The organism is Natroniella sulfidigena, assembly GCF_023223645.1.
Classification (GTDB): Bacteria; Bacillota; Halanaerobiia; order Halobacteroidales; family Halobacteroidaceae; genus Natroniella; species Natroniella sulfidigena.
In genome coordinates, this window is record NZ_JALKBY010000009.1 from 12,095 (window position 1) to 38,539 (window position 26,445).

At 33.7% G+C, this 26,445-nt stretch carries 24 protein-coding genes, 8 tRNA genes and 1 riboswitch; of the genes, 1 reads left to right on the forward strand and 31 read right to left on the reverse strand.

The window, feature by feature from the left end; genetic code table 11:
• Positions 1-142: 142 nt before the first annotated feature.
• From MWH28_RS07030 to MWH28_RS07170, 29 genes are all read right to left on the reverse strand, one after another.
• Entirely contained in the window at positions 143-2,374 is a 2,232-nt protein-coding gene (locus tag MWH28_RS07030) for a PRD domain-containing protein (RefSeq protein ID WP_248618606.1), read from the reverse strand.
• 281 nt (positions 2,375-2,655) lie between these two features.
• Positions 2,656-3,921 (reverse strand): PTS ascorbate transporter subunit IIC, encoded by a 1,266-nt coding sequence (gene ulaA, locus MWH28_RS07035; protein ID WP_248618607.1) that lies wholly within the window; start codon positions 3,919-3,921, stop codon positions 2,656-2,658.
• Positions 3,922-4,014: 93 nt separating this feature from the next.
• Entirely contained in the window at positions 4,015-4,281 is a 267-nt protein-coding gene (locus MWH28_RS07040) for a PTS sugar transporter subunit IIB (protein ID WP_248618608.1), read from the reverse strand.
• 3 nt (positions 4,282-4,284) lie between these two features.
• Positions 4,285-4,761: a PTS sugar transporter subunit IIA gene (locus MWH28_RS07045; RefSeq protein ID WP_248618609.1), complete on the reverse strand. Its 477-nt coding sequence runs from the start codon at positions 4,759-4,761 to the stop codon at positions 4,285-4,287.
• 560 nt (positions 4,762-5,321) lie between these two features.
• Positions 5,322-5,397: transfer RNA gene (locus tag MWH28_RS07050), tRNA-Val, on the reverse strand.
• A gap of 10 nt (positions 5,398-5,407) precedes the next feature.
• Positions 5,408-5,497 (reverse strand) — tRNA-Leu (locus MWH28_RS07055).
• A 12-nt stretch (positions 5,498-5,509) separates the two neighbouring features.
• Positions 5,510-5,583 (reverse strand) — tRNA-Cys (locus MWH28_RS07060).
• Positions 5,584-5,590: 7 nt separating this feature from the next.
• Positions 5,591-5,666, reverse strand: a tRNA-Gly gene (locus tag MWH28_RS07065).
• Between the two features lie 25 nt (positions 5,667-5,691).
• Positions 5,692-5,767, reverse strand: a tRNA-Phe gene (locus tag MWH28_RS07070).
• 101 nt (positions 5,768-5,868) lie between these two features.
• A tRNA-Asp gene (locus tag MWH28_RS07075) sits at positions 5,869-5,945 on the reverse strand.
• Positions 5,946-6,129: 184 nt separating this feature from the next.
• A tRNA-Val gene (locus MWH28_RS07080) sits at positions 6,130-6,205 on the reverse strand.
• A gap of 180 nt (positions 6,206-6,385) precedes the next feature.
• Complete coding sequence (locus MWH28_RS07085) at positions 6,386-7,795, reverse strand: PepSY1/2 domain-containing protein (protein WP_248618610.1); 1,410 nt, start codon at positions 7,793-7,795, stop codon at positions 6,386-6,388.
• Positions 7,796-7,809: 14 nt separating this feature from the next.
• A complete protein-coding gene (locus MWH28_RS07090; protein WP_248618611.1) occupies positions 7,810-8,289 on the reverse strand; it encodes a cell wall hydrolase in 480 nt (159 codons plus the stop codon).
• 219 nt (positions 8,290-8,508) lie between these two features.
• Positions 8,509-8,596, reverse strand: a tRNA-Leu gene (locus MWH28_RS07095).
• 47 nt (positions 8,597-8,643) lie between these two features.
• Complete coding sequence (locus MWH28_RS07100; RefSeq protein ID WP_248618612.1) at positions 8,644-9,324, reverse strand: UTRA domain-containing protein; 681 nt, start codon at positions 9,322-9,324, stop codon at positions 8,644-8,646.
• 215 nt (positions 9,325-9,539) lie between these two features.
• Positions 9,540-10,358, reverse strand: coding sequence for a glutamate racemase (gene murI / locus MWH28_RS07105; RefSeq protein ID WP_248618613.1), 819 nt, complete (start codon positions 10,356-10,358; stop codon positions 9,540-9,542).
• Between the two features lie 145 nt (positions 10,359-10,503).
• Entirely contained in the window at positions 10,504-10,998 is a 495-nt protein-coding gene (locus MWH28_RS07110; RefSeq protein WP_248618614.1) for a GerMN domain-containing protein, read from the reverse strand.
• Positions 10,998-13,220, reverse strand: a complete 2,223-nt coding sequence (locus MWH28_RS07115; RefSeq protein WP_248618615.1) for an N-acetylmuramoyl-L-alanine amidase family protein — start codon at positions 13,218-13,220, stop codon at positions 10,998-11,000. The genes MWH28_RS07110 and MWH28_RS07115 overlap by 1 nt, the downstream gene beginning before the upstream one ends.
• A 167-nt stretch (positions 13,221-13,387) precedes the next feature.
• Positions 13,388-14,725 (reverse strand): N-acetylmuramoyl-L-alanine amidase family protein, encoded by a 1,338-nt coding sequence (locus tag MWH28_RS07120; protein ID WP_248618616.1) that lies wholly within the window; start codon positions 14,723-14,725, stop codon positions 13,388-13,390.
• A 118-nt stretch (positions 14,726-14,843) separates the two neighbouring features.
• Positions 14,844-15,305: a protease complex subunit PrcB family protein gene (locus MWH28_RS07125; protein WP_248618617.1), complete on the reverse strand. Its 462-nt coding sequence runs from the start codon at positions 15,303-15,305 to the stop codon at positions 14,844-14,846.
• A gap of 233 nt (positions 15,306-15,538) precedes the next feature.
• Positions 15,539-16,978 carry a glucose-6-phosphate isomerase gene (locus tag MWH28_RS07130; protein ID WP_248618618.1) on the reverse strand — a complete coding sequence of 480 codons (1,440 nt, stop codon included), beginning with the start codon at positions 16,976-16,978 and terminating at the stop codon, positions 15,539-15,541.
• Positions 16,979-17,227: 249 nt separating this feature from the next.
• Positions 17,228-17,581, reverse strand: a complete 354-nt coding sequence (locus MWH28_RS07135) for a DUF2512 family protein (protein WP_248618619.1) — start codon at positions 17,579-17,581, stop codon at positions 17,228-17,230.
• A 58-nt stretch (positions 17,582-17,639) separates the two neighbouring features.
• Positions 17,640-18,149, reverse strand: coding sequence for a hypothetical protein (locus MWH28_RS07140; RefSeq protein WP_248618620.1), 510 nt, complete (start codon positions 18,147-18,149; stop codon positions 17,640-17,642).
• Between the two features lie 99 nt (positions 18,150-18,248).
• Positions 18,249-19,898 carry a GMC family oxidoreductase gene (locus MWH28_RS07145; protein ID WP_248618621.1) on the reverse strand — a complete coding sequence of 550 codons (1,650 nt, stop codon included), beginning with the start codon at positions 19,896-19,898 and terminating at the stop codon, positions 18,249-18,251.
• A complete protein-coding gene (locus tag MWH28_RS07150; protein ID WP_248618622.1) occupies positions 19,888-20,517 on the reverse strand; it encodes a gluconate 2-dehydrogenase subunit 3 family protein in 630 nt (209 codons plus the stop codon). The genes MWH28_RS07145 and MWH28_RS07150 overlap by 11 nt, the downstream gene beginning before the upstream one ends.
• A complete protein-coding gene (locus MWH28_RS07155) occupies positions 20,517-20,897 on the reverse strand; it encodes a hypothetical protein (RefSeq protein WP_248618623.1) in 381 nt (126 codons plus the stop codon). The genes MWH28_RS07150 and MWH28_RS07155 overlap by 1 nt, the downstream gene beginning before the upstream one ends.
• Positions 20,898-21,285: 388 nt before the next feature.
• A complete protein-coding gene (locus MWH28_RS07160; protein ID WP_248618624.1) occupies positions 21,286-21,588 on the reverse strand; it encodes a spore coat protein in 303 nt (100 codons plus the stop codon).
• Between the two features lies 1 nt (position 21,589).
• Positions 21,590-21,808 (reverse strand): hypothetical protein, encoded by a 219-nt coding sequence (locus tag MWH28_RS07165; RefSeq protein WP_248618625.1) that lies wholly within the window; start codon positions 21,806-21,808, stop codon positions 21,590-21,592.
• 142 nt (positions 21,809-21,950) lie between these two features.
• Positions 21,951-22,988 (reverse strand): uroporphyrinogen decarboxylase/cobalamine-independent methonine synthase family protein, encoded by a 1,038-nt coding sequence (locus MWH28_RS07170; RefSeq protein WP_248618626.1) that lies wholly within the window; start codon positions 22,986-22,988, stop codon positions 21,951-21,953.
• Positions 22,989-23,340: 352 nt separating this feature from the next.
• On the opposite strand from MWH28_RS07170, the gene MWH28_RS07175 reads away from it, so the two are divergent.
• The gene (locus tag MWH28_RS07175; RefSeq protein ID WP_248618627.1) at positions 23,341-23,742 is read left to right on the forward strand and encodes a TIGR02328 family protein; all 402 of its coding nucleotides are present in this window, start codon (positions 23,341-23,343) and stop codon (positions 23,740-23,742) included.
• Positions 23,743-23,853: 111 nt separating this feature from the next.
• On the opposite strand, the gene MWH28_RS07180 is transcribed toward MWH28_RS07175, so the two are convergent.
• Together MWH28_RS07180 and mgtE are read right to left on the reverse strand one after the other, a co-directional pair.
• Positions 23,854-24,153, reverse strand: a complete 300-nt coding sequence (locus MWH28_RS07180; RefSeq protein ID WP_248618628.1) for a hypothetical protein — start codon at positions 24,151-24,153, stop codon at positions 23,854-23,856.
• A gap of 341 nt (positions 24,154-24,494) precedes the next feature.
• Positions 24,495-25,859, reverse strand: a complete 1,365-nt coding sequence (gene mgtE / locus MWH28_RS07185; RefSeq protein WP_248618629.1) for a magnesium transporter — start codon at positions 25,857-25,859, stop codon at positions 24,495-24,497.
• A 229-nt stretch (positions 25,860-26,088) separates the two neighbouring features.
• Positions 26,089-26,257, reverse strand: a riboswitch (M-box (ykoK) riboswitch).
• Between the last annotated feature and the right edge of the window lie 188 nt (positions 26,258-26,445).

Consider the following 26,445-nt stretch of genomic DNA (forward strand, 5'->3'; position numbering starts at 1 on the left):
AGAGACGGATTTGCTTTAGCAAAAAATTCATTCTTAAAAATAAAGCTTACAATCTAGAATGCTAAAATCAAAATAAAGATGTAGAATCAAATTTAATTCCACATCTTTTAAAATTATCAGCTCTTTAATTATGAAATTATCCTTAATTTAAAATTGTTTCTATCTTAGTTATAACACCTTGATTACTATCGTCCTTCAACATTTCTTCTACAAAATCATCTTCATTAATTAATTTTAACAGTTCAGATAAAGCAGACAAGTGAGAAATTTGATCTATAGGAGCTAATGTGAAAATTAAATGAACAGGATCATAATCATGACCAAAATTAACTCCCTCTTTTATAATCCCTAACCCCATACTCTTATTTTTAACTCCATCTTCAGGTCTAGCATGTATCAAAGCAATGTGAGGTGCTATTACTACATAAGCACCTTTTTCTTCAACAATCTCTATTGTTCGTTCAACGTACCCTTCTAGTATATGACCTTGTTCTACTAAAGGTTTTCCTGCTATTCTAACTGCTCTTCTCCAATCATCTATCTTATCAATTATTGCTATATTATCTCCAGTTAATAACTCTAATAGCCCTTTATCACTCTCTTCTATACTTTGTTTATCAGTTGTGTCATCTATTTTATCCGAAACTTTAACTCCTTTAGAAGCAAAAAAATCTTTTAAATCTTCTTTTAGGCTATCTTTATCCCCTATAATTGCTTCTTGTTCTATAACTTCAACTACTTCCTCAATCTCAAAGAAATAATCTCTTTTAGATTTAGAGTCTTCTTTAGTTTCAGTAACATCAAAAATATCTTGCTTAGCATTAATAATCTTCTTAATATTTTCCTTATCTTCTTGACTTAATAGTGGATTAACCTGTAATACCAAAACATCATCAATATCTAAGGGAATTGTTGTAATAATTAAGTCAATATTTTTCAGATCAACTTCACTATTCTCTAATTGAATAACAGAACAAATATTACAGATCTTAAGCCCAGAAAATTCTTTACTCAACCTAGAAGATAACAACTTAGTCGTTCCCACTCCACTTGAACAGACTAAGACCGTTCTCAATTTCCTGCTAGGCTCTAAGGATTTACTCCTCTCTAAAGCAGCTCCTAGATGAAGAGTAATATATCCAATTTCATCTGAACTGATTGGCTTTTGCAACTTGCTCTGTAATATTTTAGCTGCCCTTTTAGCTGCTTTAAATATTTCTCCATACCTACTTTTAACATCTAGCAGTAAAGGATTCTTTAATGGCAAATCATATTGTATCCGATTAATAGTTGGTTTTAGATGTAACGCTAGACCAATTATTAATTGAGTATCATCAATTAATTTAACCCCTAAATAGTCTTCAGCCACCTTAACCATTTCCTCAGTTAAAATAATCAACTCTTGATCTAAATCTTTGTCCATAAGTTTTTTATAATCGTCATCATCTATTTTATGCCATAACTTAGCTCCCATTAAGTGTAAAGTAATATAACCTAGCTCCGACTCTGGAATCTTTATTTCAAAGATTTGTCCCATGATTCTTCCTATCTTCTTAGCTATATTATATTCATCACTTTTTTTAATCACCTTTAATCGTTCCTCAGGTAACTGAATATCCTTCCCTTCTAATAATCTACTGATTGCTAAAGCTAAATGAACTAATAAACTAGCATAAGCTTCATCAGCAAATTGAAATCCTAACTGTTTTTCAGCAAAAGAGATCACACTCTCAATCTTGGTTAGATCAATATCAGATACCAATTTATCAAACTCCTTAAAAAAACCTGGCTCTAAACTCCTCTCTTCCAATGCTTTTTTTTGGATTTGTCTTAGAAAACTAACTAATTTTTCCTTATTTGCTGTTTCTTCTAAAACATTCATCATAGCATGTCTAATATCTATCTCTTCACCTTTTATTTCTAAACCATAATTGGTCTTTCTAATAAGAGTTAAGTTGCGTTTAGCTAACCACTTTTCAACTTCATCTAAATCCTTAATTATTGTTGATTTACTAATACGTAACATTATTTCCAACTCTTTAATAATAATCGGTTCATTAACTTGAAATAACCTAAATAAGATCAGATACTGCCGCTCTTTAGGAGATAAAACCCTTTCAAAACCATGAATATTAATTAATTCTTTTTGAATCTTGTTTAACTCTTCTTTTTCTCCCTCTAAATAAATCCCAACTCGTGGCTTTCTTATTAATTTAGCATCATATGAGGAGATACTAGATTCAATATCATCTAAATCATATCTAATTGTTCTAGTACTAACATCGAATTTATCAGCTAAGTTTTTAATAGAAATAGCTTCTTTTTGACTAAGCAGTGTTTTCAACAATTGACAGACTCGTGGCTTTAAACTCAACTTTTTACCTCCTCACTTATTTATAACGCTCTCCCTACAGATCTGCTCAAACCTTCCGCAATAAACAACCATTTGCTAAATCTAAACCATAAAACACCAATTTAAAGGGAAAAGCTTTTGTAATTATAATATCTCTAAAAACAATTATAATCAAATCTATTTTTACTCCCAATCTTTTAAAGAGCTCTTAATGCTACTATCAGTTAATAGATGCTAAAGATCTTTCTTAATTTTAAAAAAAAGGAAGGGATGTCCCTTCCTCTAAATAGTTGATAATAAATTTAACCGAATAATCTAGCCACCATTCCAATAATAATACCTACAACCCCAAAATCTGCATCTCCAAAAGTAGTATTTGCAAAGCCTAAATCTCCTAATACTGGAAGTAATAAAGCGGGTAAGAAAGTAATCAATAACCCATTAGCAAAGCCACCAAAGATAGCTCCTTTCTTACCTCCTGTAGCATTACCAAATACTCCTGCAGTCGCCCCAGTAAAGAAATGTGGTACTAAACCTGGAATAATTGTAGCCAATCCTATTGGCCCTAGCAAAAACATTCCTATAACTCCCCCTAAAAAACTGGATAAGAAACCAACAGTTACAGCTGTAGGAGCAAAGTTAAAAGTAACTGGCACATCTAATGCTGGTTTAGCATCTGGAACTATTTTTTCACCGATTCCTTCAAAGGCAGGAACAATTTCTCCTAAAAGCATTCTTACACCTGACATGATAATACTAACTCCTGCAGCAAATGTAATCCCTTGCATTACAGCAAACATAAACATACTCTGCTCTCCTGCATAGTCCCCAACAATTTCTGGACCAGCCTTCACCACAATAATTAAAAAGATAACTGTCATTGTTATGGCAGTAGATAATAGAGACTGTTTTAAAAATCCTAATGACTTTGGAACTTCAATATCTTCTGTAGAATCCTCTGGATCTCCTAATAACTTACCAACAAATCCAGCTGAAATGTAACCTACAGTTCCAAAATGTCCTAAAGCAATATCATCACTACCAGTTACATCCTCCATATATATATCTGCCAAAGCAGGCATTAAAACCATTAAAAAGCCCAATATTGCTGATCCTACAACTACTAATGAAGCTCCAGTTAAACCTGCAGTTCCTAATACAGCTGCCAATAAAGCTGCCATAAAGAAGGTATGATGTCCTGTTAAAAAGACATACTTAAAAGGAGTAAAACGGGCATAGGCTAAATTAGCTAAAAAACCAAAGCCCATAATTAAAGCTGTTTCCCTTCCTAATGTCTCTTGTGCCACAGCTACTACAGCTTCATTAGTTGGAACTACTCCATGAATATTAAAGGCATCTTGAATTATTGGACCTAAGTTGTCCAAACTCTCAATTAAAACCCCTGCACCTGCTTGTAAGATAACAAAACCTATAATACTTTTAAAAGTTCCTGACATGATTTCAGAAAAGTTCTTCCCTGAAGCAACTAGACCAATAAAGGCCATTAAACCTACCAAAACAGCCGGCTCACTCAATATATCATTAACTAAAAAATCTAAAAATCCCATTTTTATTCCTCCTATATTTTTTAATGATTTTGAAAATTAAAATAAAATTCATTCATCTTATCTCCTTATATTATAACACTGAATAATAGAGCTTTAAGACATATAATCCATAATCTTTTCTTTAATTTCATTTTTGTCAGCCATATTTTTGATCGTAATTACTCTAGCAGAATGACCTTCTAATTGCTCAGCAATCTCTGGTGCAGCCACAATAACATCTGCCTTTTCTCCTTTAGCACTACTGACATCACTCACTTCAACAGTTCCTTCTATTCCTTCCGCCTTAAGAACCTTTTCAACACCCATTTTTAACATCAAACTACTTCCTAAACCCATTCCACAAACAGCTAAAATTTTCATTTTCTATTCCCCTTCCTTTTCTTGTCTGTTTTTATTTACAATTTGATTTATATAATCAAATACTTCACTAGAAGTATCTTTAGCATATATCTTATCAACTGATCCATCTTCCATTAAAACTGTCATCAACTGAGACATCGCTTCAACATGTTGATCATTATTAATTGAGCCAAAAGCAAAAGCTATCTTCACTGGATCATTATTGTCATGGCCAAATTCTACAGGTGAATCAAGGGTAATTAAGCTCATTCCTGTTTCTTTCACACCATCTTCAGGTCTAGCATGAAAAACTGCTATCCCTTCACCCACTACAATATATGGACCATTATCTTCTATTGATTTAATCATTGCATCAATATATCTATCCTCAACTAAGTTGTCTTTCAAAAGAATTTCTCCAACCTTTCTACCGACATCATACCAATCTTCTGCTTTCACTTTAGTAAATATACGTTTTTTAGATAATAGATCTAATAGCATAACTTTATCATCCTTTCTAAAATTATAAAATCTTTTAAACATATAATTTATTTCTGTTGTTATCTTAATATTACACTCAAAGGCGCTAAAGTTCAATTCATAATTATTGCTTTTCTTTTCCGAAAAAATTATGGCAAATTAATAATAGTTTTTACTAACTACAAATTAAACAGGCAAATTAATTTTTTATCTTCTGAATATTTCCAAAACATTCATATACTACAATATTAGGGTTATAATAATTCCTTTTTAACCTATTAATTAGTCTGCTTTCTTTCTAAAAGAATTATGGCAAATTAATAACAATCATTTGTTTAAAAGAAAAAGACCTCCTAGGAGAATACTCCTAAAAGGTCTTTTAGCTTATAGTAATTAAATTAATCTCACCAAAAAATAAAATCCAGTATAAGATTAAATTACTTCTATGTAAAAAAGGTTCAAAAAATGAAAATAAATTCAAAAAATAATTGCGAGTCAAAATAGCAAGATTAACTTCCAAAATAAAAAATAACCTGTTTCATTAACAGGTTACAAAGGCTTACTATATTAGTATTTATAAATGGTGGGAATAAGCGGGCTCGAACCACTGACCTCTACGATGTCAACGTAGCGCTCTCCCAACTGAGCTATATTCCCACATTAAAAATGGTGCCGGGGGTCGGACTCGAACCGACACGGGCACGAAAGTCCCATCGGATTTTAAGTCCGATGCGTCTGCCAATTCCGCCACCCCGGCATATTTTTTTATTGGAGGTGGCACCCAGATTTGAACTGGGGATAGAGGATTTGCAGTCCTCGGCCTTACCACTTGGCTATGCCACCTCGTATTTGGAGCGAAAAACGGGATTCGAACCCGCGACCTTCTCGTTGGCAACGAGACGCTCTGCCAGCTGAGCTACTTTCGCATAATATTTAACTGCTAGTTATAAATGGTGGCAAGACCCGGATTCGAACCGGGGACACGAGGATTTTCAATCCTCTGCTCTACCACCTGAGCTATCTCGCCAGAATAAAAAGCAGTTAATAGATAATAATTAATAGTTAATAGTTTTAAGTTCTTAAATTCAACTATCAGTTATTCATTATTCACTATTCATTGATTTTTAATGGCGAGGACGACGAGACTTGAACTCGCACTCTCCGGCGTGACAGGCCGGCGTGTTAACCAATTACACCACGTCCCCACGGAAAAACAGTTAATAACTAATAATTAATAGTGAATAGTTAGAATCTTAAAGTCAAATTCTTTTAAGTTCTTGAAGTTCAACTATTCTTTATTCACTGTTAACTATTGATTGCTTTTAATTGGTGTGACGGCCTCGATGGCCTAACACCAAATCTTACCTTGCGTCTTTTAATAAAAAGATTTGGTGGGCGAAACAGGACTTGAACCTGTGACCCCCTGCTTGTAAGGCAGGTGCTCTCCCAACTGAGCTATTCGCCCTCATTAAATATATCTCTTTTCCGCATCAGCAGTTACTAGTATACATAATTTGATTTAAAACTTCAAATTTAATTTTAGCTAATACATCATATTACGATCAAATAACTCCTTTCTTCTTTCTTTTTCTTAGATTTACTCTAAAATACAAAAATATTGGCTGCCTAAAGGCAGCCAATATTCTTAACTTACATTTTTATAAATATCTTGGTCAATACTCTTAACTCTCTCTTCTTCTCCAGTATTAGCGTTAATCTGAATTAAATAACTACCTGTACCTTCTTCAGTAATTTTACCAATAAACTCATAAGAAAGAACCTCTTCTCCATCCACTTCTGCCAAGACAAGTCGTGGCTCCCTACTTAAATCTAAATTATTACTAATCTGTTCTTCAGCTTCTTCTACACTTAAATCCGCTTCTAGCTTCTCTTCTTCTCTTTCTCTATGATTCAAAATATAATCAAGTCCGTTATAGGCTATTATATCTCCATTATCCAAAGCTACTTCTATATTGATTGCATCTGGTTTAATTAAAACATCATTCTGTTTTGGAATTATAGATAACAACATAATATCATTAAACCTTCTAGTAGAACTGACAGCTAAATTACCAAATTCATTTTCTTCTAAAAATTGAAGTGCAATATCTTCTGCTTCTTCTTCATCTATTTGTGCTTGTCCAACTTCTCGTTGATTAAGTAAAGAAATTACTTTTCCACCTACTTTAGAAATATCAAAATAGAGGGTTTCATTAGCCCGAGTAGTATTAACTGCTCTAACAGTATGAGCAGGTACATGAGCTTCTACTATTTCACCTTCTACATCTATCGTATCATTAGGAATTATTTCATATTCATACTTCTCTGGATTCCTAATGAAATTTTGAGCTATCTCAACTGCTTGATTTTGATCTATCTCTTCTCCATCAAGTTGAGATAAACTTGTGATTAAATCTTGAGGCTCAAAATCAATAACTCCAGCTGGTAGAACCTCTTTTAACTTAACTGAAATATTATCAACATTTATTTCATCCCTCAACTCTAATAAACCAGCTAAAGGAGTAATAGAAAATCTTTGTTCATCCTCATCAATTTTTACCCTTCGTTTATCATGCCACCTAAATCCTGCTTGCTCCATTTCATCATGAATCGTTTCTAAATTACGGTTTATTGTAGTTACCTTATTATGAAGCTCTCTAATAACCTCTTTATCTTCTTCACTTATCCCACCATCAACAACTTCTTTTTCTAAATGTTTAGCATATTGTCCTGTCTTCTGTAATAAATCCTTTACCTCATCTAATGAATCACTAGCTATTGGTAGTTCTCCTATATCCTCTTGAGCTCCAGAAGTTGATTCCCAAATATTAGATAGGTTTACTGCTAAATTATCAGGTGCCTCTCCAATTAATACTGTTCCTAATTCAGATTCCAAATCATCGACATGATCATTTAACCCTTGAAAAGCATGTTCATACCTATTGTTGACTTCACTTCTCATTTGTTGATAAGTAAGATACATATTACGACCCCAATATCCTGCAACTGCTACTGCTAAAATAATTCCAGCTACTGTCAACCATCTCTTTTTCAAAATCATCCCCCCCTCTATCTAGCAAAAACATGTTTACCGATTCTACGTACTGTCTCACGAGTAGTAACCCAATATGAAGTGATTTTATCTGGATTATAAAAATATTCAGATCCATAAGTCGGATCCCAACCATTATAGGCATTAACTGTTGCTCGTACCGCTTCTGGCCCTGGTGTTACATTCCAAATAAGTCCATGCATTACAGGTGTAAAGGCCCAAGGTTGATAAATTACTCCTGATATTGTATTAGGAAAATCATCACTTTCAACTCGGTTCATAATTACTGCTGCAACTGATACTTGTCCTAAAAAAGGCTCTCCTCGAGCTTCACTATAAACAACTCTTGCCATCAACCTTGCTTCTGGTGATAGACTCCAAAAACTAGGAGTCCCTGCATGGCTCTCTTCCATTTCAACTCCTGTCTGACCATAATAAACAATAGTTCCAACTCCAATCAACAATAATACTAATGTTAATGCTAATAGTTTTTTCATTCTATCCTCCTTATTTTACTTATTATTTATTATAATTACCTTTAATCCATTTAATATTCAAAAATAAAATTCCGAACTACTAGTCCGGAATTTTACTTCAATTTATTTATTATTTTATAATTACAAAAACAGCATACCCTTCAAAAAGAGCATGCTGTTCAAATTCACACTAAATTATTATAAATATTTTTTTCAGCTCTAAGTAGTTTAACAAAGAATTGGTGCCGAGAGTGGGATTTGAACCCACACGGATAAAATACCCATAGCGCCCTCAACGCTACGCGTCTGCCAATTCCGCCACCTCGGCTTTTTACTTCCACGCTAATTATATCATAATTAATTTAAAAGTCAATACTAAACTACTAACTCACCAGGAAAAACAAGTTGAATACTATTAGCATCAAAATAATAATTCTCTATTGCCACAGGTAGCTTATCAATTAAAATTACTCGTTGGCTTTTAATCACCGGTTCATTATTTTTCAACTCAAGTTTATTAGCTAACATTGGATTAGCCTTTTCCACCTGCATCACATTACTTCTAAACTTTAAGTTATCCAGTCCATTATCATTGAACAACTCATATAATGAATCCAGATCTGCAATTCTTTGTTGATTAATGTTACTACTTAAATAAGTAATAATTTCTTGTAATCCATATGGATTACCATCAACTAATTTCTTTTGTACTATCTTATATAACTCTTCTTCTTCTTCTACCTTGACTAGTTCATCAACTTCTACATCTTTAATCCGCTTAAACTTAATTTCCCCTACTTCAATCTTGCCCTTACCTTTCATTAATTGAACCGTTGCCTTCTGTAAATTATACTCTTTTCTTTCTAACCTCTGTTCCATATTACGAGCATGTTTTTCTCGCAACTCCATTAAAGAAATATTAGCTTCAGACAGAATTGTTCTGACATAGCGTGGAGTTGTCTCCACATTTTCAGCTATTTCACTAATTTTCAAAAAGGGGTCATGTCTAGCATAATTAATAATCTGCTCCTTTTTCGTCAACTCTTCTAACTCCATACTTCTCACTCCTTGTAATTATATTTCTTATAAATATTCTTCCTGACTTATGACATTCTTATACATCAAAAATTTAAAATAAAAAAGTTGCCTCCGGCAACTAAGTTTAAGTCTAAGATTAAGTTTAAGTAAAACCAACAAATACAAACTGACAAAGATCATCCACAACCCCTAAAAAAATAATTTCCTAAATACAAAAAACAGCTAACCCTAGGCTAGCTGCTCCATAAATCGAGTTCTTTGAATTCTAATTCTTTAAGATTCAAAAATTCTTTTCCTAATCTTACAAATTTAGCTGATAACTTATCTAAATCACTGATATAAAATTCTCGCTTTCCTTTAGTTGGAGTAGGGCTTAATAGAGCTTTTCTTTCTAAAATATCCCTTACCTGCAAAGCAATTCCTCGACCAGGATAGATTAAATTAACACTTTCACCTACAACCTCCTGCAACACCTTTCCTAAGTAAGGAAAATGAGTACAACCTAATAATAGTGTATCAATCTCTTCTTTTACCAAAGAAGTTAAATAACGCTGGGCAATCTGTTTGGTCTTTTGACTATATAACTCCCCTGCTTCTACTAAAGGAATAAACTTTGGACAAGCTTGAGCATAAACTTCAACATCTGCTGATTTAGTCTGCAAGGCTCTTTGATAAGCACCACTTCCAATCGTTCCCTCAGTAGCAATTACTCCAATCTTATTATTGCTAGTAGCTAAGATTGCTTCTCTTACTCCAGGCTGAATCGGGCCAATAATCGAAACCCCAAACTTCTTTTTTGCAGCTTTAAGTCCAGCAGCAGTGGCAGTATTACAAGCAATAATCACCATCTTAGCCTCTAACTCTAAAAAATAATCTATGATCTCAAATGCAAACTTTCTAACCTCAGCTTGGGGGCGGGAACCATAAGGAAGATGAGCTGTATCACCGAAATAAATAATATCTTCATTAGGAAATTCACTCATCACCTCTTTAGCAATCGTTAATCCTCCTACCCCAGAATCAAATAAAACAATCGGACTGTTTTTATCCATCTTCACCATCCTATTCACCTTTTCCTAGTTTAATTATTAAAAATACTAATCAGTTATTAATTATATTATATGCAACTTAGCTAACTTATTTTAAATTAAACAAATTAAAAGCGAGACAATAAGTCTCGCTAAAAATTATTCGCTCTTATTTTATTAACTGAGGGTCAACTTCTAGTGGCTGTTCCAAATTTAAATGCCCACTTAATGTTTTCATCTTTTCTCCTTCAACTAAAATCTGTACCTGCTCTATCTCATCAAATTGGGCCAACGTGGTAACAATCGAATAGACAGTTAATATCTCTCCAGTTGTACCACCCCAATGTTCCTCAACTAACTCTTGATTAAAATCTGCTATAGCTAATTGATCCTTTATTTCTAAATCAATCACTTCTGTTTCAGGAGGAATTGTAACCCCTACCTCTTCTGACTGTGGTCCTTTAATCAATTCCTCAATCGTATTTTGATATAAGTTATTTCTCCTTACATCTCGCGTTTCGACCACTAATAGTTGATCCTGAGCATCACTAAAATAAAGCTCAATCTCAGTTGTAGCAAAAAAGCGAGGATAGGTCAAAATTAAAGCTACAATCACAACAATTACACCTATTATCAATAGGTTCCTAGCCTTAGAAGTACTCATTACAACTCCTCCTCTAGTAACAATTCAAAATATTGACTGATCCCCTTATATAACGCTATAGCCGCTTCTTGCTTAAAGCTATCCTTTTTCAATAACTTTTCATCTTCTGGATTACTTAAGAAAGCTACTTCACTTAAAACTGCTGGAATTTCAGTATTCCTTAATACTGATAGGTTATTTTTCTTAACTCCTCGGTCATGAGTCTCTAATCTTTCAACCTTATTTTGCTGAATATACTCAGCTAGCGAAATCTCTTCTTTATCAGCATCACGTACTATATAAGTCTCTGTCCCTAACTGTCGCTCATCAGTATGAGAATTAGCATGAACACTAATAAATAGATCAGCATCTAGGCTATTAGCAATTTCACTTCTCTCCGGTAAACTAACAAAGTGATCATCACGTCGGGTCATTACCACTTTGGCTCCTGCATCCTTCAACAGCTCTTCTAAAATTAAGGAGATATCTAATACTACATCCTTCTCCCTTAAACCTGAAGGACTTATTGCTCCCGGATCATAACCACCATGACCTGCATCAACAACTATAATTCTATCTTTAAGATTAAATCTATTCAATTTAATATCAATATCTTGAGTCCGTTCATCAGATTCCACTTCAAATGTTACATCACTGTCTAAATCAAAGACAACCCTTACCTGTTTAGGGTCAGCAGAAAACTGACTTACCCTAACGTCATTCACCATCCCTAACTTTTCAGACATAGCAAGCTGTTTTGTGTCTACGACTGTATTTTCTAAATCAACTACTAAACGATATGGATCATATAATTTATAGACCTCATACTCTGTTGGGGCCAATAAAGATAAGCCTAGTTCAGTCTTTAACCCTTCAGTACTCGTCTCTAAATCTAATAAGCGATTCATCAAGCTAACCTGTAAGGTAGTTCCTTCCCAATCCAACTCATAAGGAACAAGCTCCTCTAAATCAACAACTACTCTGGTTTTATCATCACTAAATTGAGAACTACGTACTCCTTTAACCAATTCACTATCAATATCTATCTGATCTTCAATCATCTCTTTGTTGGTATCAGGAAAATCAAAGACAAGCCTACTACCTTCTGCTAAAGGCATTACTTCTGGCTCTACTCTTTCAGTTAAGTCAAAAGATAACAACTGTCCATGAGTATCACTATAAGCTATCTCTTCTAATTCAGATTTAATTGATTTAATTAGCAATGATTCATCTTGGTGAGCCAAATTAACTTTAGTGTTATCCTTTGTATCTAACACAACTCTAACTATATTATTAGGATCAGTCTGATATTGACTCATTCTAACTTCTTCAATCAATGGATCATCAACTTCTAAAGTTTGACTTTCTGCTAAAGCTGCATTTTTAATGTCAATTACAGCTCGTTGAGGATTTGATAAATAACTTACTGAACTAGCTTGTAATGGTCGTGTAGCATCTACTTTTAAACCTTCTTCACTATGACTTATACCTTTAATAATTGGACTAACCCGTAATAAATACTTATACTGATCATCACTATCACTTTCTAGCTCTTGAAGCTGATAATCAACATTAGCAAATAAATCTAATACAACCCGTGTCGTCCTAGCATCAAACTGAGCAACTCTAACATCTTCAACCAACTGACTATCTAAATCTAATTTGTCTAACTCCTGATTAAGAGCAGTTCGTTCTAAATCAAAAGCTATCCGATATGGCTCTCGAACTAAATCAAGCTGATAATCTATCGGCTCATTAGTTGTTACCTTTAGACCTTCATAATCATCATTTACTACATAGTCTATTGCTTCTAATTCTGCTCTAGTTTCAGATATCTTAACTATATTATCATCAGGCTCAACATCAATCACTAGACCTAAGATATCACCTAAAGCATTAAGAGGCACCATCGGTTGATCATCAACCAATTCAGCAGCTACAGGAACTTGAATCATCTGCTGACTAACTTGTAAGTTAGGGTCACCTATTCTTAGTTTAACAACCCTTTCTTCAGTTTCTAACTGTAATGTCTCTATTGCACTGAACCACCTAACTTTAATCGGTAAGTTATCTGTTAGATTATGTAATGGAATCAATATATCCTCATCCAATAATTTATAATCTAAATCATCAGTCACAATATCTCCGTTAATTTCTAAACTAACCCTTTCTGTGGCATCCACTTGCAATGAAATAATAGAAACTAATATCAGTAACACAACTATCGATAATTTTTTTGGCATCGCTCCTGCCCCCTAAACTAGACGATTTTCTACATTCTCTTAATTTATCTTATATTTAATATTCTGTCTCATTAGGTAAAATCCTCTTTTAACTTCCAAGTTATTTGATAAATTACAAGAAAATTAATTTTCAACGACAAAACTCTACTAAATTCTTTAAAAGATAATTAGCTTTGTTCTGCAAAGTATCTTTTAATTCCTGCTACAACCCCTTCAGCAATTTGCTGTCTAAATTGGGATGACCTTAACAGTTCTTCATCGGCAGGATTGGATAAAAATCCAGCTTCTACTAAGATAGCTGGTAGATTTGTTCTTCTTAAGACAGCAAAGTTAGCAGCTTTTAAACCATGGTCTGTAAAATCTGTCCTTTGCAAAATTTCATCTTGTACATACCAGGCTAAAGCCCAATTATCTTGACTAGCATCCCAATGAGCATAAGTTTCTAATCCATTGGCCCATGAATTATAACTAGCATTAGAATGAATGCTGACAAATAAATCAGCATCAAATCTATTAGCTATCTCAGCCCGTTGCGCTAATGAAATAAAAGAGTCATCCCTTCTTGTCATCAAGGTATTAATCCCTGCTTGATATAATAAATCATCAACTCTAGTAGCTATATCAAGAGCAACTTCTTTCTCCTTTAACCCCGTAACACCTATTGCCCCAGAATCAGTTCCACCATGTCCAGGATCAATTACAACTCTTTTATTTGTTAATCGTAATTGATTAATTAAATCATGATTAGTACTAATAATTGAAGAAGTTATTACTTCTTCTTTAGCTTCAACTTCCAAAATCAAATTAGAACCATCTTCTTTTATATTATAACTACTCATATTTCCAATATCAACTACAATTCTAGCAATTGCAGGAGCAAAATCAAACTGGCTAAATCGAACCCTATTTACTGACTCACTTCCAACATTGATTGTTTCTTGTAGTTCTTTAAAACTAACATCATGCATATCCAAAACTAATCTGGTTGGCTGATGATATAACTGCAAATCATAATTAGAAATAAAATTAGAATCAATAATTAATTTAAAGGTATCTTCTTCATCTTTAACTTCAACACCTTTGAGTTGATTAGTTTGATAATAAATTGATTTACTACTTTCCTGCCAAGCTAAATTCCCACCATAAATTCCTGTTAAAAACCTTAATGGTAACATAACTTGTCCATCTATTGACCTAACATTCTCACCTAAAGGAACAGGTTCAGAATTGACTAAAGCGATTTTATTGCCAATTTCTAACTCAATTACTTTATGAGGATGAATAACCTTTCCTTCAGATGATCCCGCTTCCCATTCCACCTCAGCTCCAAAATAATCATTGACAAAATCAAGTGGTACCATCGTTCTTCCATTAACAATTCTTAAATTTACATCTACTTCTTCCCCATTAACTAATAAATCTGCTCCTTGAGCTTCAACTTGAACTGATGTTAGTACTACTGCTGCCACAAATACTAGAATGAATACTTTATACTTAGTTGCCACTATTCTTCTCCTTCCAGCTATATAAATTGGATTAATGATTTTCTTCAGTTTAATTAACTTAAGTTCTTTTTAACTTGCAGTGCTTGAGTGAAAAAGTTAAATTCAACTTATATTTAAATTAGCTTAATTTTAAACTCTTACTAGTTAATAAATTATTCTCTTGATCAATAAATTTAAATTTTAATTCTTCTTCATCTTTAATCAAATGTTTTTTAGGAACTTTTACTAAATCATAAGGCAGACTAATTAATTCTAAACCTATACACTCAGGTGTACAACTGACTGTCTTAACTTTGATAATCACTTTATCCTTTCGTTTAATAATCTTATCAATTTTAATATCATACCGACAGGCATTATATTCACCTAAAGAGACATAGATTAAATAATACTTATCATAATCAATATTTAAACGCTCAGGTACTTTTTGATGATATTTAGGTAATTCCAAATTATTATCTGGCTTTGTTAAAATTTTAACGATCAAATTACAGTCATAATCATCCTTTTGCCACCTACCATTAACTTCCTTTTCCAGCAAAGGCGTAAATGGAATCTCTTTTCTCCCAATTAAACCCATACCAAATAAAAAAAACAGTGCCAAACTAAAGATTAACAGAATAATCGTTACCTTGCCTCCCTCTCTAAATTAAAATCCCCTAATTTAATCTTATGTTAATTTTTCGAAGATATTTCTAGTTATTAAAATATATCTTCCCCCCTTTCATATTTCTATGCCTTGAAAACTAAATCCTCTTAGAAAAAATTTCATCCCCTATACAAAACAGACCCTTTAAAGGGTCTGTTAAAAACTTAAATAATTAAATTTCCATCTTTACTAGGTCGAGCATCAAACTCATCTTTCATCTCTGAAAATCCTTCTCTACCTAATACACCATAGGTATATTCCTTGCCTAACTCAACCCCTGGTTGATTAAAGGCATCAATATTATATAACTCACCAGCAAAAGCAGTCTGTAACTCATACATATAGATAAATTGGCCCATGGTAAACTCATTTACTTCAGGGAAGATAACTGTACAGTTCAAGCGGTTTTTCTTAGTTAAAGCTAATTCAGTTGCTTTCTTTTCAGTAGTAATCAACTGATTAAAGGTAGTTCCTCCTAAATAAGAGACACCTGCAATCTCATCATATCCAAATCCAATCTCTAATTCTTCTTTAAATTCCTCAACCTCTAAAAATGTAACTACTTTATCAAAAGGCCCCTCCATATATAGTTGGGCTTGAGAATGTTGATCTGTAGCACCTAATGCCTTAATTGGCGTCGGGCCAACGTGAACAACTTCTCCCTCACGATTAACTCTTTTACCTAATGATTCAGCCCACAACTGTCGATACCAGTCGGCTATATCCTTCAGTGAATGGGAATAAGGCATCATCACAGACATTGGCTTGCCATCTTGATCAGCTAAATAATGTAAAGTAGCATTCAAATAAGCAGGATTGGCCCATAAATCTTCCGTATCACACAACTGAGCCATATACCGTGCTCCTGCTAATAACTCTTCAATATCTATTCCAGTAAATGCTGCAGATACCAGCCCAACTGGACTTAAAACAGAAAAACGCCCTCCTACATTTTCAGGAATATAATAAGTTTTAATTCCTTCTTGTTTAGCAATCTTAATTAGATTTCCAGAATCTTGACTGGTCGTAGCAATGAAGTGTTCAGCAACTGCTTCTGCTCCTAACTCCTCAACAACCAAACTCCGAGCAGTTAAGAATTGACTCATCGTTTCAGCAGTTCCACCTGACTTAGAAATAACATTAAAGATAGTCTTTTCTAAATCTAATGTTTCCAATAACCCCTTCAACCGAACAGGATCAACATTATCAGGAACAAATAATTTTGGATAATCACCCCTAGCTTCTTCATTTATATTATAATAAGGATGATTTAAAGCAGTCTGTAAAGCAATATTACCTAACGCAGAACCCCCAATCCCTAAAACTACAAAATTATCATACTGCTGAGCATTATTTTGAGCAAATTCTTTGATTTCAGCTGCAATCTCTTGATGCGTCTCAGGCAATTCCATAAAACCTAGTGTTCCTTCTTCTTTTGCTGCTAGAATTGCTTGATGTGCATTCTCAGCTTGAGTCTGCATATTACTGATATCATCTTGAGTATACCCATGTTCCTCTCCTACATTTTCACTAAACATATTATTAATATCTAATTTAATCCTCATTCTTTCCTGCCAAGCTTGATCTTCATATCTCTTGCTCATTATTATTCCTCCTTCTGTATTATTATCTTCTTCCCCTTGAATTTTTATCAATCATTTTAATTTGAAATTCTCTATCTATATTTATTGTACTGTATAGTAATTATTACCTTTTAGTATAAATTATTCCTTATCACTCTTTTACCTTTCTAGATTAATCATTTAATTCCTGCTTTTAATCAGTATTATTCCAAATTTTGTAATACAAAATAAAAAAGACCATTTAAATGGTCTTTTTTATTCCAGTTTTTATTATTCAGGTAAAACCTCTTCAACCGCTAGTAAATACTGATGAAATAGATATTCTACTGCTGCAATTATTATTACTAAAAAAACCAACGAGGTAAAAGTAATATTAACAACAGTCACTAAATCAAAAACAAAAGCTATCACTGCTGCCATTAAACCATTACCAACTGAAGCAATTAGATTATTAGAAAAAGATAAAATAATTAAATCACCAATTAAATAATTTACAACAGTCCCAAATAAAGCAACTACAAAGACCCAACCTAATGGATTAGCATCAATATAAAATAATGTAGCTATCATAGCCAGAAAGGTTAAAATAAATTTTAAAATAAGTGTTCTTGAAGTCTTACTCATTCAAATCGCCTCCGCTTTTATAATCTCCTCAGCAAAGGCTTTTATACATCATTTAAAATCAAAACTCATAGCCCAAATATAACCTAGCTCCATCTTCTTTTAACTCCAGACTATATCTATCAGCAAGTTTTTGATTATAAGCTAGTACTTGATCATAAGCATCCACAGCGGAAACAACTCTTAATCCTATCAGCCCTGCACCTATTAACTTATTGGTACTCTCATGATCACTAAAAGTATATAATAACCCCGCTCCAACTGCTTCAAGAGCAATAAATTTTTGTGCTCCTTCTTGATCCCCTACATAATATTGACCTAAGCCAGGTAAAAATAAAGATCGACTAGCCCCTAAAATTGGATCTTTTTTGGTCAGTTCATCTAATTTGTCTTCATCTTCTACCTTCTTAGCCTGACCAGGTGGTAAGCCTCCCTTCTTTTCTAAGCCAGGTGGCACTCCTTCTGTCCTTTCTAAACCTGGTGGTATATGTGTTCCATTTGCTAAAGTTAGATCTGAATATGTAAAACCCATAACTACAATTAGGACTAATACTACAACTAATTTCTTCATCCATTATGCTCCTCTCTAAAAATATGGTAGATTTAATTATATCTTAACACTATTTCTTAAAAAACCACAATCAAAATAAATAAGACTACCTCTTTTTGATTAAAATTCACCTTTTTTACCCAAATCAGCAATATAATCTGCCGTCCTTGCTGCAATAGCCATGATTGTCTCAGTTGGGTTGGCCCCTCCAGAAGTTGTAAAGACACTAGCTCCACAGATAAAGAGATTAGGTATATCATGGCTTTGACAGAATCCATTGACTACAGAATTAGTCGGATCATCACCCATCCGACACCCTCCTAACAAATGACCAGTATCTGCTGCAACAAAAGCAGGCTTCCCACCTCTTGCTTTAAAGATCTGATTGGCCTTCTCTACACCATGCTCAATCATCTTATTATCATTTTCACAATAACTAAAGGTTATTTTTGGTCGTGGTATTCCATATTCATCCTTCTCTTCACTTAAGGTAACTTGATTCTTTTTTTGAGGCAACACCTCACCTACCATCGTTATCTGAGCATAAAAATTAAAGTTCAGCATAATTTCACGCAGCTCCTTACCCCAATATCCAGCATCAGCAGTCAAGATCTTAGCCGTGGCTACTGGTCTATTACCATGAGCATTCAAAGTATAGCCTCTTACAAAATCATTGTCGGGATCTGTTTCATAAAAATCTTGAGTACAGGCCATTACAGGAGTTCCTTTATATAACCTCATCTCTTGATCAAACTTAGCGAAGACATCATGTCCACTATGGGGCATGATATACTTTCCGACCAACCCACTACTATTGGCCAATCCATCAGGGTATTGAGAACAGGCTGAATTCAGTAGTAGTCTTGGTGTTTCAACTGTAAAGGCTGAAATAATTACTACTTTAGCTTTCTGTTGATAATAATTTCCGTCATGATTAAATTCAACACCACTTACAGTACCATCATCATCTACCAATACTCTAGTGACCATCGAATCAGTAATAACCTCTGCTCCTTCTTGGATTGCTTTTGGTATATGATGAATTAATGTACTAAATTTGGCATTAGGCTTACAACCCTCATTACAAAAACCTCGATTAGTACAAGGAGGGCGACCATCAAATGGTGCAGATAAAATTGCCAATGGGGGTACACTACTTCTAATTCCTAAGATCTCACACCCTTCACGAAAGACCTGGGCCCAAGCACTGATCGGTTCTCGCTCAGGATAAGGATAAGGTCCATTAAAAGGTCCCCAAGGAAAGTGTTTTGGCCCAGAGACCTTAATATCATTCTCAATCTTATCATAATAAGGTTCTAGATCTTGATAGGAAATAGGCCAATCCTCCCCCACCCCATCGGTAGATTTAACCCTAAAATCGCTTTCATGGAACCGATAAAATACTCCAGTAAAGTGGGTAGTTCCACCTCCAACTCCTCGACCTGAATTATTTGGTCCAAACTTCAACGCATCATTTCCGCCAGATAAACGAGTATCCTGCCAATTTAATGAATAAGCATGTAACTCATCACTAGCAAAATCAGTCTGGGGATCCCAAAAAGGGCCAGCCTCAATCCCTACTACTTCTAACCCTGCCTTGCTCAATTCATGGATCAATACTCCTCCTGCTGCTCCCATACCAACTATACAGACATCTACCTCTTTATCTCCATACTTTCTATGTTCTAGATCATCATAGCGATGATCCTTATAATGATCGCAATTATGCTGTACATAGCTTTCCTTTTCTACACGACTTTCATTCTCCATTATCTTCCTCCTTCTCTGTTACATCTTTTCTTTGGGCCTCCCAAGGATCTGCCAGGCCAAGTTCAATCCTATAATATCCTCTTGGATGGGCAGGGCCACCATAACCTATCTCTGACCAGATAGTTGGATGGGAATAATAAGGAGCAACAGTCAAGACCAATAGCTTATCGAATAGATCCTTTTGAGGAATTGTTGACCATTCAGGAATACTAGCCGCCTTTCCCACCTGTAAAGAAGCTAATATATCAAATTGCTCTTTAACATCTATCGAAAGAAAATCATTACCATAAAGCTTCTGAGCTAATTTATCAATCGCCTTCAACCCTTCCCTGACTAAAATCTTTTCCGGTGGTGCATCAGGACTTCTTTGATATTCTCCTTTCTCATCAGCCAGTGTTTGATCAATAAAGTGAATCACCCAATCAAAAATATCATCTCGATTATCATAAACAAGATGTTTACATATCACTCTCAATCTCTGCTCTTCATCACCTGTTAAAAATTCAAGGGCAGGAAAAGGCCCTAATCTTTTAAGCACTGCATCAGCAGTAACTGGATCCCACTCTTCAATTTGATCTAAAACATCATAATCTGGATAATAAGTATTCCGCTCAATCATTAATTGATCCCTCCTTGCAGCAGTCTTAATAGATCAATACTAGCAACAGTAGCTACTATCAAGGGTAAAATTACAGGAGGTCCTACTATATGATTATGAACATTATCGCCACCTACCCTACTTTTAACACCATCCCAATGTAGATAAGCCCCCCACAGATTTGTAGCTATCACAGTAATTAAGGTTATAGCCAATAATGTTAATACCCAATCTGCTCCATAAAACTCTGCTAAAAAAAGATTAGCAGCTAAAAAATAGATAGAGATTACCGGTACCCACAAACTCCAGTGATAAAAGTTTTGTCGATAATGAAAAAGATGTGCTGCTAAAGCCCAAAAAAGAAATTTAAGTGCATGTAATAAACCTTCTAGCGTCTCCATTAATCTCTCCTTTCCCTTCATATTAATAACAATTAGTAATTTTAGGATTTGACCAAAGCTTTAATCTTATACATCAAAGCAATTCAAATTTGACCCATTTTATTTCAGATTTAATTAACATAATTTTTCCCGTTGCATACTATGTGGTAAAAGAATAGTAATTGTTATTGAAGGGAGGGATACATAAAATGACTGCTCCATTAGTAGGGTATTTACGACGTTATCCTGTTTTAGTTATGATTTTAGTTTTATTCCTATTGGGTATAATCTAAGCAACATAGGACTCCTATAGGTCATCGGTTTGAATCCGATGACCTATTTAATTTTTACTCAACTTTTATTTGATAAAATTTTAAAAACCCCCTACTAAAAGTAGGGGGTTTTAGGCTTACTCTTTAGGAAGTTCAACTAACTGCTGCGATTGATTGAAAATTTCAGAGAGTTGTTGTTCAGGCATATCATATGGCTTGTACCAATCCTTATTTACAGCTAAATCAGTTAATGCTGCATGACCAGCTAAAATTTGATTTAAACTATCAGTATACATTGATCTAAGTTCAGGTGTAGAAGATTCTAAAATAGCAGACAAATAAGCAGTAGCTGCACTTTTAGATCCTGCAATCATATCATTAGCTACCGTTTGATCTTTAAGGTTATCACCATTCACTAAAGATGACATTAAATTTCCCATATTAGTGAACCTCCTGACTATTTATTATATTATTTTCATTGATAAATTGCTGCATTCCTTTAATTCTACCTTCCATAGCTAAAATAGCAGATTCTGCTTCTTTTTTAAGAGCTTCATCACCAATCATCTCCTGAGTAGCTTTGGCTTTAGTTAAGGCATTTGTCTCCATCTGTAATAATTCCCTCAATGTTAACTTCTCAGCTTGGGTCAATTCTCTCACTTGTACAACCTCCCATTAGATATTTACTTGAACTATATATATTATTACTTTAGTTAATAAAAAATATTCTATCCCTTAGCAATATAAAATTAACCAAAAAAGACTTCTAGGTAGCTACCTAGAAGTCAATATTAGTGAGTTATTAATCTAAATATTTGCTTTTTAATTTCTCTGAAACTTCCTTTAATAACTTAAATCCTTCTTCTACTCCACTAACATAATCTCCTTGGCTGATATTACAGGTAGCAGGGGCCAACTGTGATTGAGCAATTATTTGTTCTTTAGATACTCCTCGCTCAACAAGTTTGGCCCATAACTCTTCTAAATTCTCAATAACCTTATCAGCAGTTAAATCTTCTAACTCTTCTAGCTTAGTAGGAACAATTCCCCAAGAAATTATCTTTCCTGCCTCTATGAATTCTACCATACTATTATATTTTACAACTGCACTACCACAAGAACAAGCATCAAAAGAAAGAATATCAATCTCAGCTTGTAATAAGAAGTCCCAATCTGGCTTACCACACAAGTGAATAGCTAACGGTATCTCTGGTGCTTCCGCTCTAATTTCAGTCAATAACCCCTGCAAATCTCCCTTAGCAGTACCTGATGTATACCCAGTAACCCCAGTAAAGAGCATTTCTAAACCTGGTTCATCTATATGAATAATTACATTTTCATTCTTCTCTTTCAAATCTTGATACTGGGCCAACAGCTTCTGTTTAGTAAAATCAAATAACAAGACTCTAAGCTCATCATTATAAATAATCGGCTTTCTATCTTCATCACAGATTCGTAGTCCAAAACTGATTGGCCCGATAATCTGCCCTTTAATTGCCTGCCGATCACTTAAATCCTTCTCTAAAAAATCAGAATAAGAAACGGAGAAATCTTCTGATAATTTAAAATAATCTAAATTATTGCTGTTCTCTATAAAAGATGGTAACTGAGCATAAAACCGTTCTGTCTCCAACCAGATCTTCTTCTCTTCCTCATCAATAACTATCCCTGGAAACTTATCAACAAATTGAACATACATATCCTCATAATAATTCATTTTAGGAAGTTGAGGCCAAAATGGTATATCCAAACCCATTGCCAAATCCATTGGCCTTTCTAAATCCTGATGAGGCATAATTCCCATCGCTATCGTCTGCAAGTTACCCAACTCTTCACTCATAATTATCTCCCCCTTTATTTCTAACATATCTAAATTTGCCACCAACATAAAACTTAATTTGAAACTATTACTAATTTAATTATAACCCAAGTTAACCACTGGTTATATAACATATATCACACTTTTCAAATCTAATTTTTCACAAATGAATATTAGTAAACCTGCTTATTAAAATAAGCTTGTTAGCCAAAACTATTACAGATACCTAACTTCAAAATGAAATTTTATTACAAAATAGCTTAAGTTTAAGGTTGAGGTTAAGTCTGAGTCAACCATCAAAAGCATAAGGGCTTTTAGTTCTTACTTAAACTTAGCCTTAAACTTTATATCAAGAATAAGGAGGTCTACTAAATTGAGATTATGGCATCAGAATTTAATTGATAAACTACCACGCCAACAACTCCTCGGTCAACACCGCGAATGTTGTGCACTCCGAGGCAAAGGCTGGGCCAAAAAACATGCTACAGTAGATTATGTATTTAAATACGACGCCAGTAGATTAGTTGCCTACCACTTCAAAGTTATGTTAGAAATGAAAGAGCGGGAGTATAAGCCGGCTGAAGAATGGTTTGAGGAGTCTTACAGGGGTAAAGCAGTTGGTTACGATAGTAGTTTTTGCACTCTTTCCCCAGAAGAACATCTTTCTAAAAAAATAATTTATCCTGAACACAATAAGCAATATTTGAAAGAATGTCTTACCAATTTATTTGAAAAAGGTGTTGTCTGCAGATATATTGAAGAGGTTATAAAGTAGTGAACAATTAATAATAAAGAAACACCCTTTAGGAATACTTGGGTGTTAGAATAAAAATATAAAATTTTTCACTTTTTATCTATTTAAAATCATTAACTCTATATCACTTAATTAAATAAGGCCATCTTCAAAATAATTAACCTTCTCCACTACCCAATCAGGTTTATCATTTAATGCTTCAAGATTATCTTGTTCATCCAGCTCACTTAGCTCAAATTGATATAATAGTTCAAGTTGCTTTTGGGGCTCATAAACTTCTGATTTTTCTGCAAGTTGATCATTAATCCTCAGTTCTTTTAGTTCCTGCAAAAATTGATTATAAATCTCTTCACCATCAGGAGCTGTTTCTGTATTAAATTTCTGAATATATGACATCAGCAAATCACAAAACTGATCATTAAAGTTATCCATAATTAATTATCCCTCCTACATCTACTCATTAACCTAATCCAACACTAAACTAGATAACCTGCTCTTAATAGTATATTCTGTTCTATCAGCTCCTTATACTTATTTTAATTTTGAGCAATCCTGAGTAGTTTTCCAAATTCTTTAGTTGATCTAAAGCTAGAGATAATTAGTATCAATCCTATATTATTACTTCTCGCTACAAAAGGAATATCCTTTAATTCACAAATAAATAATCTAACTTTGTAAAAAATAACTAGTACAATACCAGAATCTTAAAAAATTAAAAGGCTTGTGTTACTGAGTAGTTCAGTAGCACAAGCCTTAATTAGATAACTCTATTTTTACAGCATATCACCTAAAAATTGACTTACAAGGAAGAAATAAATAAATAAGCCTGTAATATCTTTAATTGTAGTAATAATTGGATCAGAACCAGCCGCCTGATCAAACCCTAATTTAAATAAGATAAAAGGAATCATAAACCCTAGTGATGTAGCTATTGTAATTGTTAATGTCAAAGATAAACCAACAACAATTCCTAATGCAGGTAACTGCTGCCAAAATGCTGCAATTAAACCTGCAGCTACTCCAAGAAACGTTCCCATACTCAAACCAACCCAAACTTCACGTAACCAATGCTTAAAGAACCTTCTGACATTTATCTGGCCTAAAACTAAAGCTCTAGAAAAGATAGTAGAAGATTGAGTTCCAACATTACCACCCATATCCATAATTACTGGAATAAAGATTGCTAAAGCTGCAATTGCTTCTAATGTTTCTTCAAAGCCTTCAATAACTGCACCTGCCAGCATCCCACCGACCAGTGTAATAATCAAAAAAGGTAACCTTACCTTCCAAACATCAAATAATGAACCTGAAATTAATGTTCTACTGCGATCAGTCTCTTGTTGACCTATACTTGTAAATCCAGCTTTATTTAAAATATCTTCCGTAGTCTCTTCTTCAATTACATCCATTGCATCATCAAAGGTTACTATTCCAACCAACCTATTTTCTCTATCTACTACTGGTACAGATAAGAAGTCTTGCTGTTGAAGTAAGCGGGCAACATCTTCTTGGTCGGTATAAGTATTTACTGATATTGGATGATCATACATAACATTTTCAATCATCTCATCTGGATCGGCCATCACTAAAACCCTTAAAGAAAGAACCCCTTCTAATCTTCTTTCTTGATTAGTAATATAGATTGAATAAACTGTTTCTTTATCAATACCGATCTCTCTAACTTGTTCTAATGCTTCTTGAGCAGTAATTCCTTTCTTGAGACAGATATAATCTGGGTTCATAATCCTTCCTGCAGTTTCAGGGGCATATCCTAATAAATTAGCAATAGTATCTCTTTCTTCCTTATCAAATGAATTCATTATTCTTTTAGCTACTTTAGCTGGTAGCTCATCTAATAATCTTGCTCGATCATCATACTCTAAATCTTCCATAAGTTCAATAACTTCATCTTCTGCAAAAGAAGCTATCAATTCCTCTTGAAAACCAGGCTCAAGCTTTTCAAATACCTCAATAGCAAAATCTTTATTTAGTAGCCTAAAGACTACCACTTGCTGTTTTCTTTCCAAGTCTCTAATAAGTTTTACAACCTCTGTTTCAGTAAGTTGATTTAATCTCTCTTTTAAGACATCCATTTCTTTTTCTGATATAAGATGGGTGATCTCTTTATAAAGTGGCATATTAATCCCTCCTGAATATTATAACCTTGAACTTTAAATTTTTTGTGCTGAAACCAATAAGATGAATCCTGGTCATCATCTAGAGCCACTTTATTATCACCCCCTTCTCCAATTATAATTAACAATTTGCAATGTACAATTCACAATTAAGCCTTTTAACTAACAGTAATCAATTATTATATGAAAATAAAAAAAAGCTCTCAAAGGAGCCTTTTAATCTTAAGATTAGTTATCTACTCCTCGTCCTGGCTTTAGCACTATATAACGTAGATTAATAATTAATCAGCTACCTTAGATAGACCTTATTCCGATCTGATCTGTTCTACCCATTGGCGTCTCTGGACGTTTTTGGGCAGTAGCTTATGTTTATATAGGAGCCTCACCTAACAAGTTCTATTTTCTTTTCCACTAGGATTATATAATATATGATAGTATATGTCAAGTAATTTATAAATTTAGAAAGTAAAAGATATAGTCAAACTAACTTAACCACCTTCTAAATTGGAAATAAGTTACTCTTATTGTTCAGTTATTATATGGTTAATATACTAACAACTAAACTTAATTTAATCAAAAGGAGCTGTTT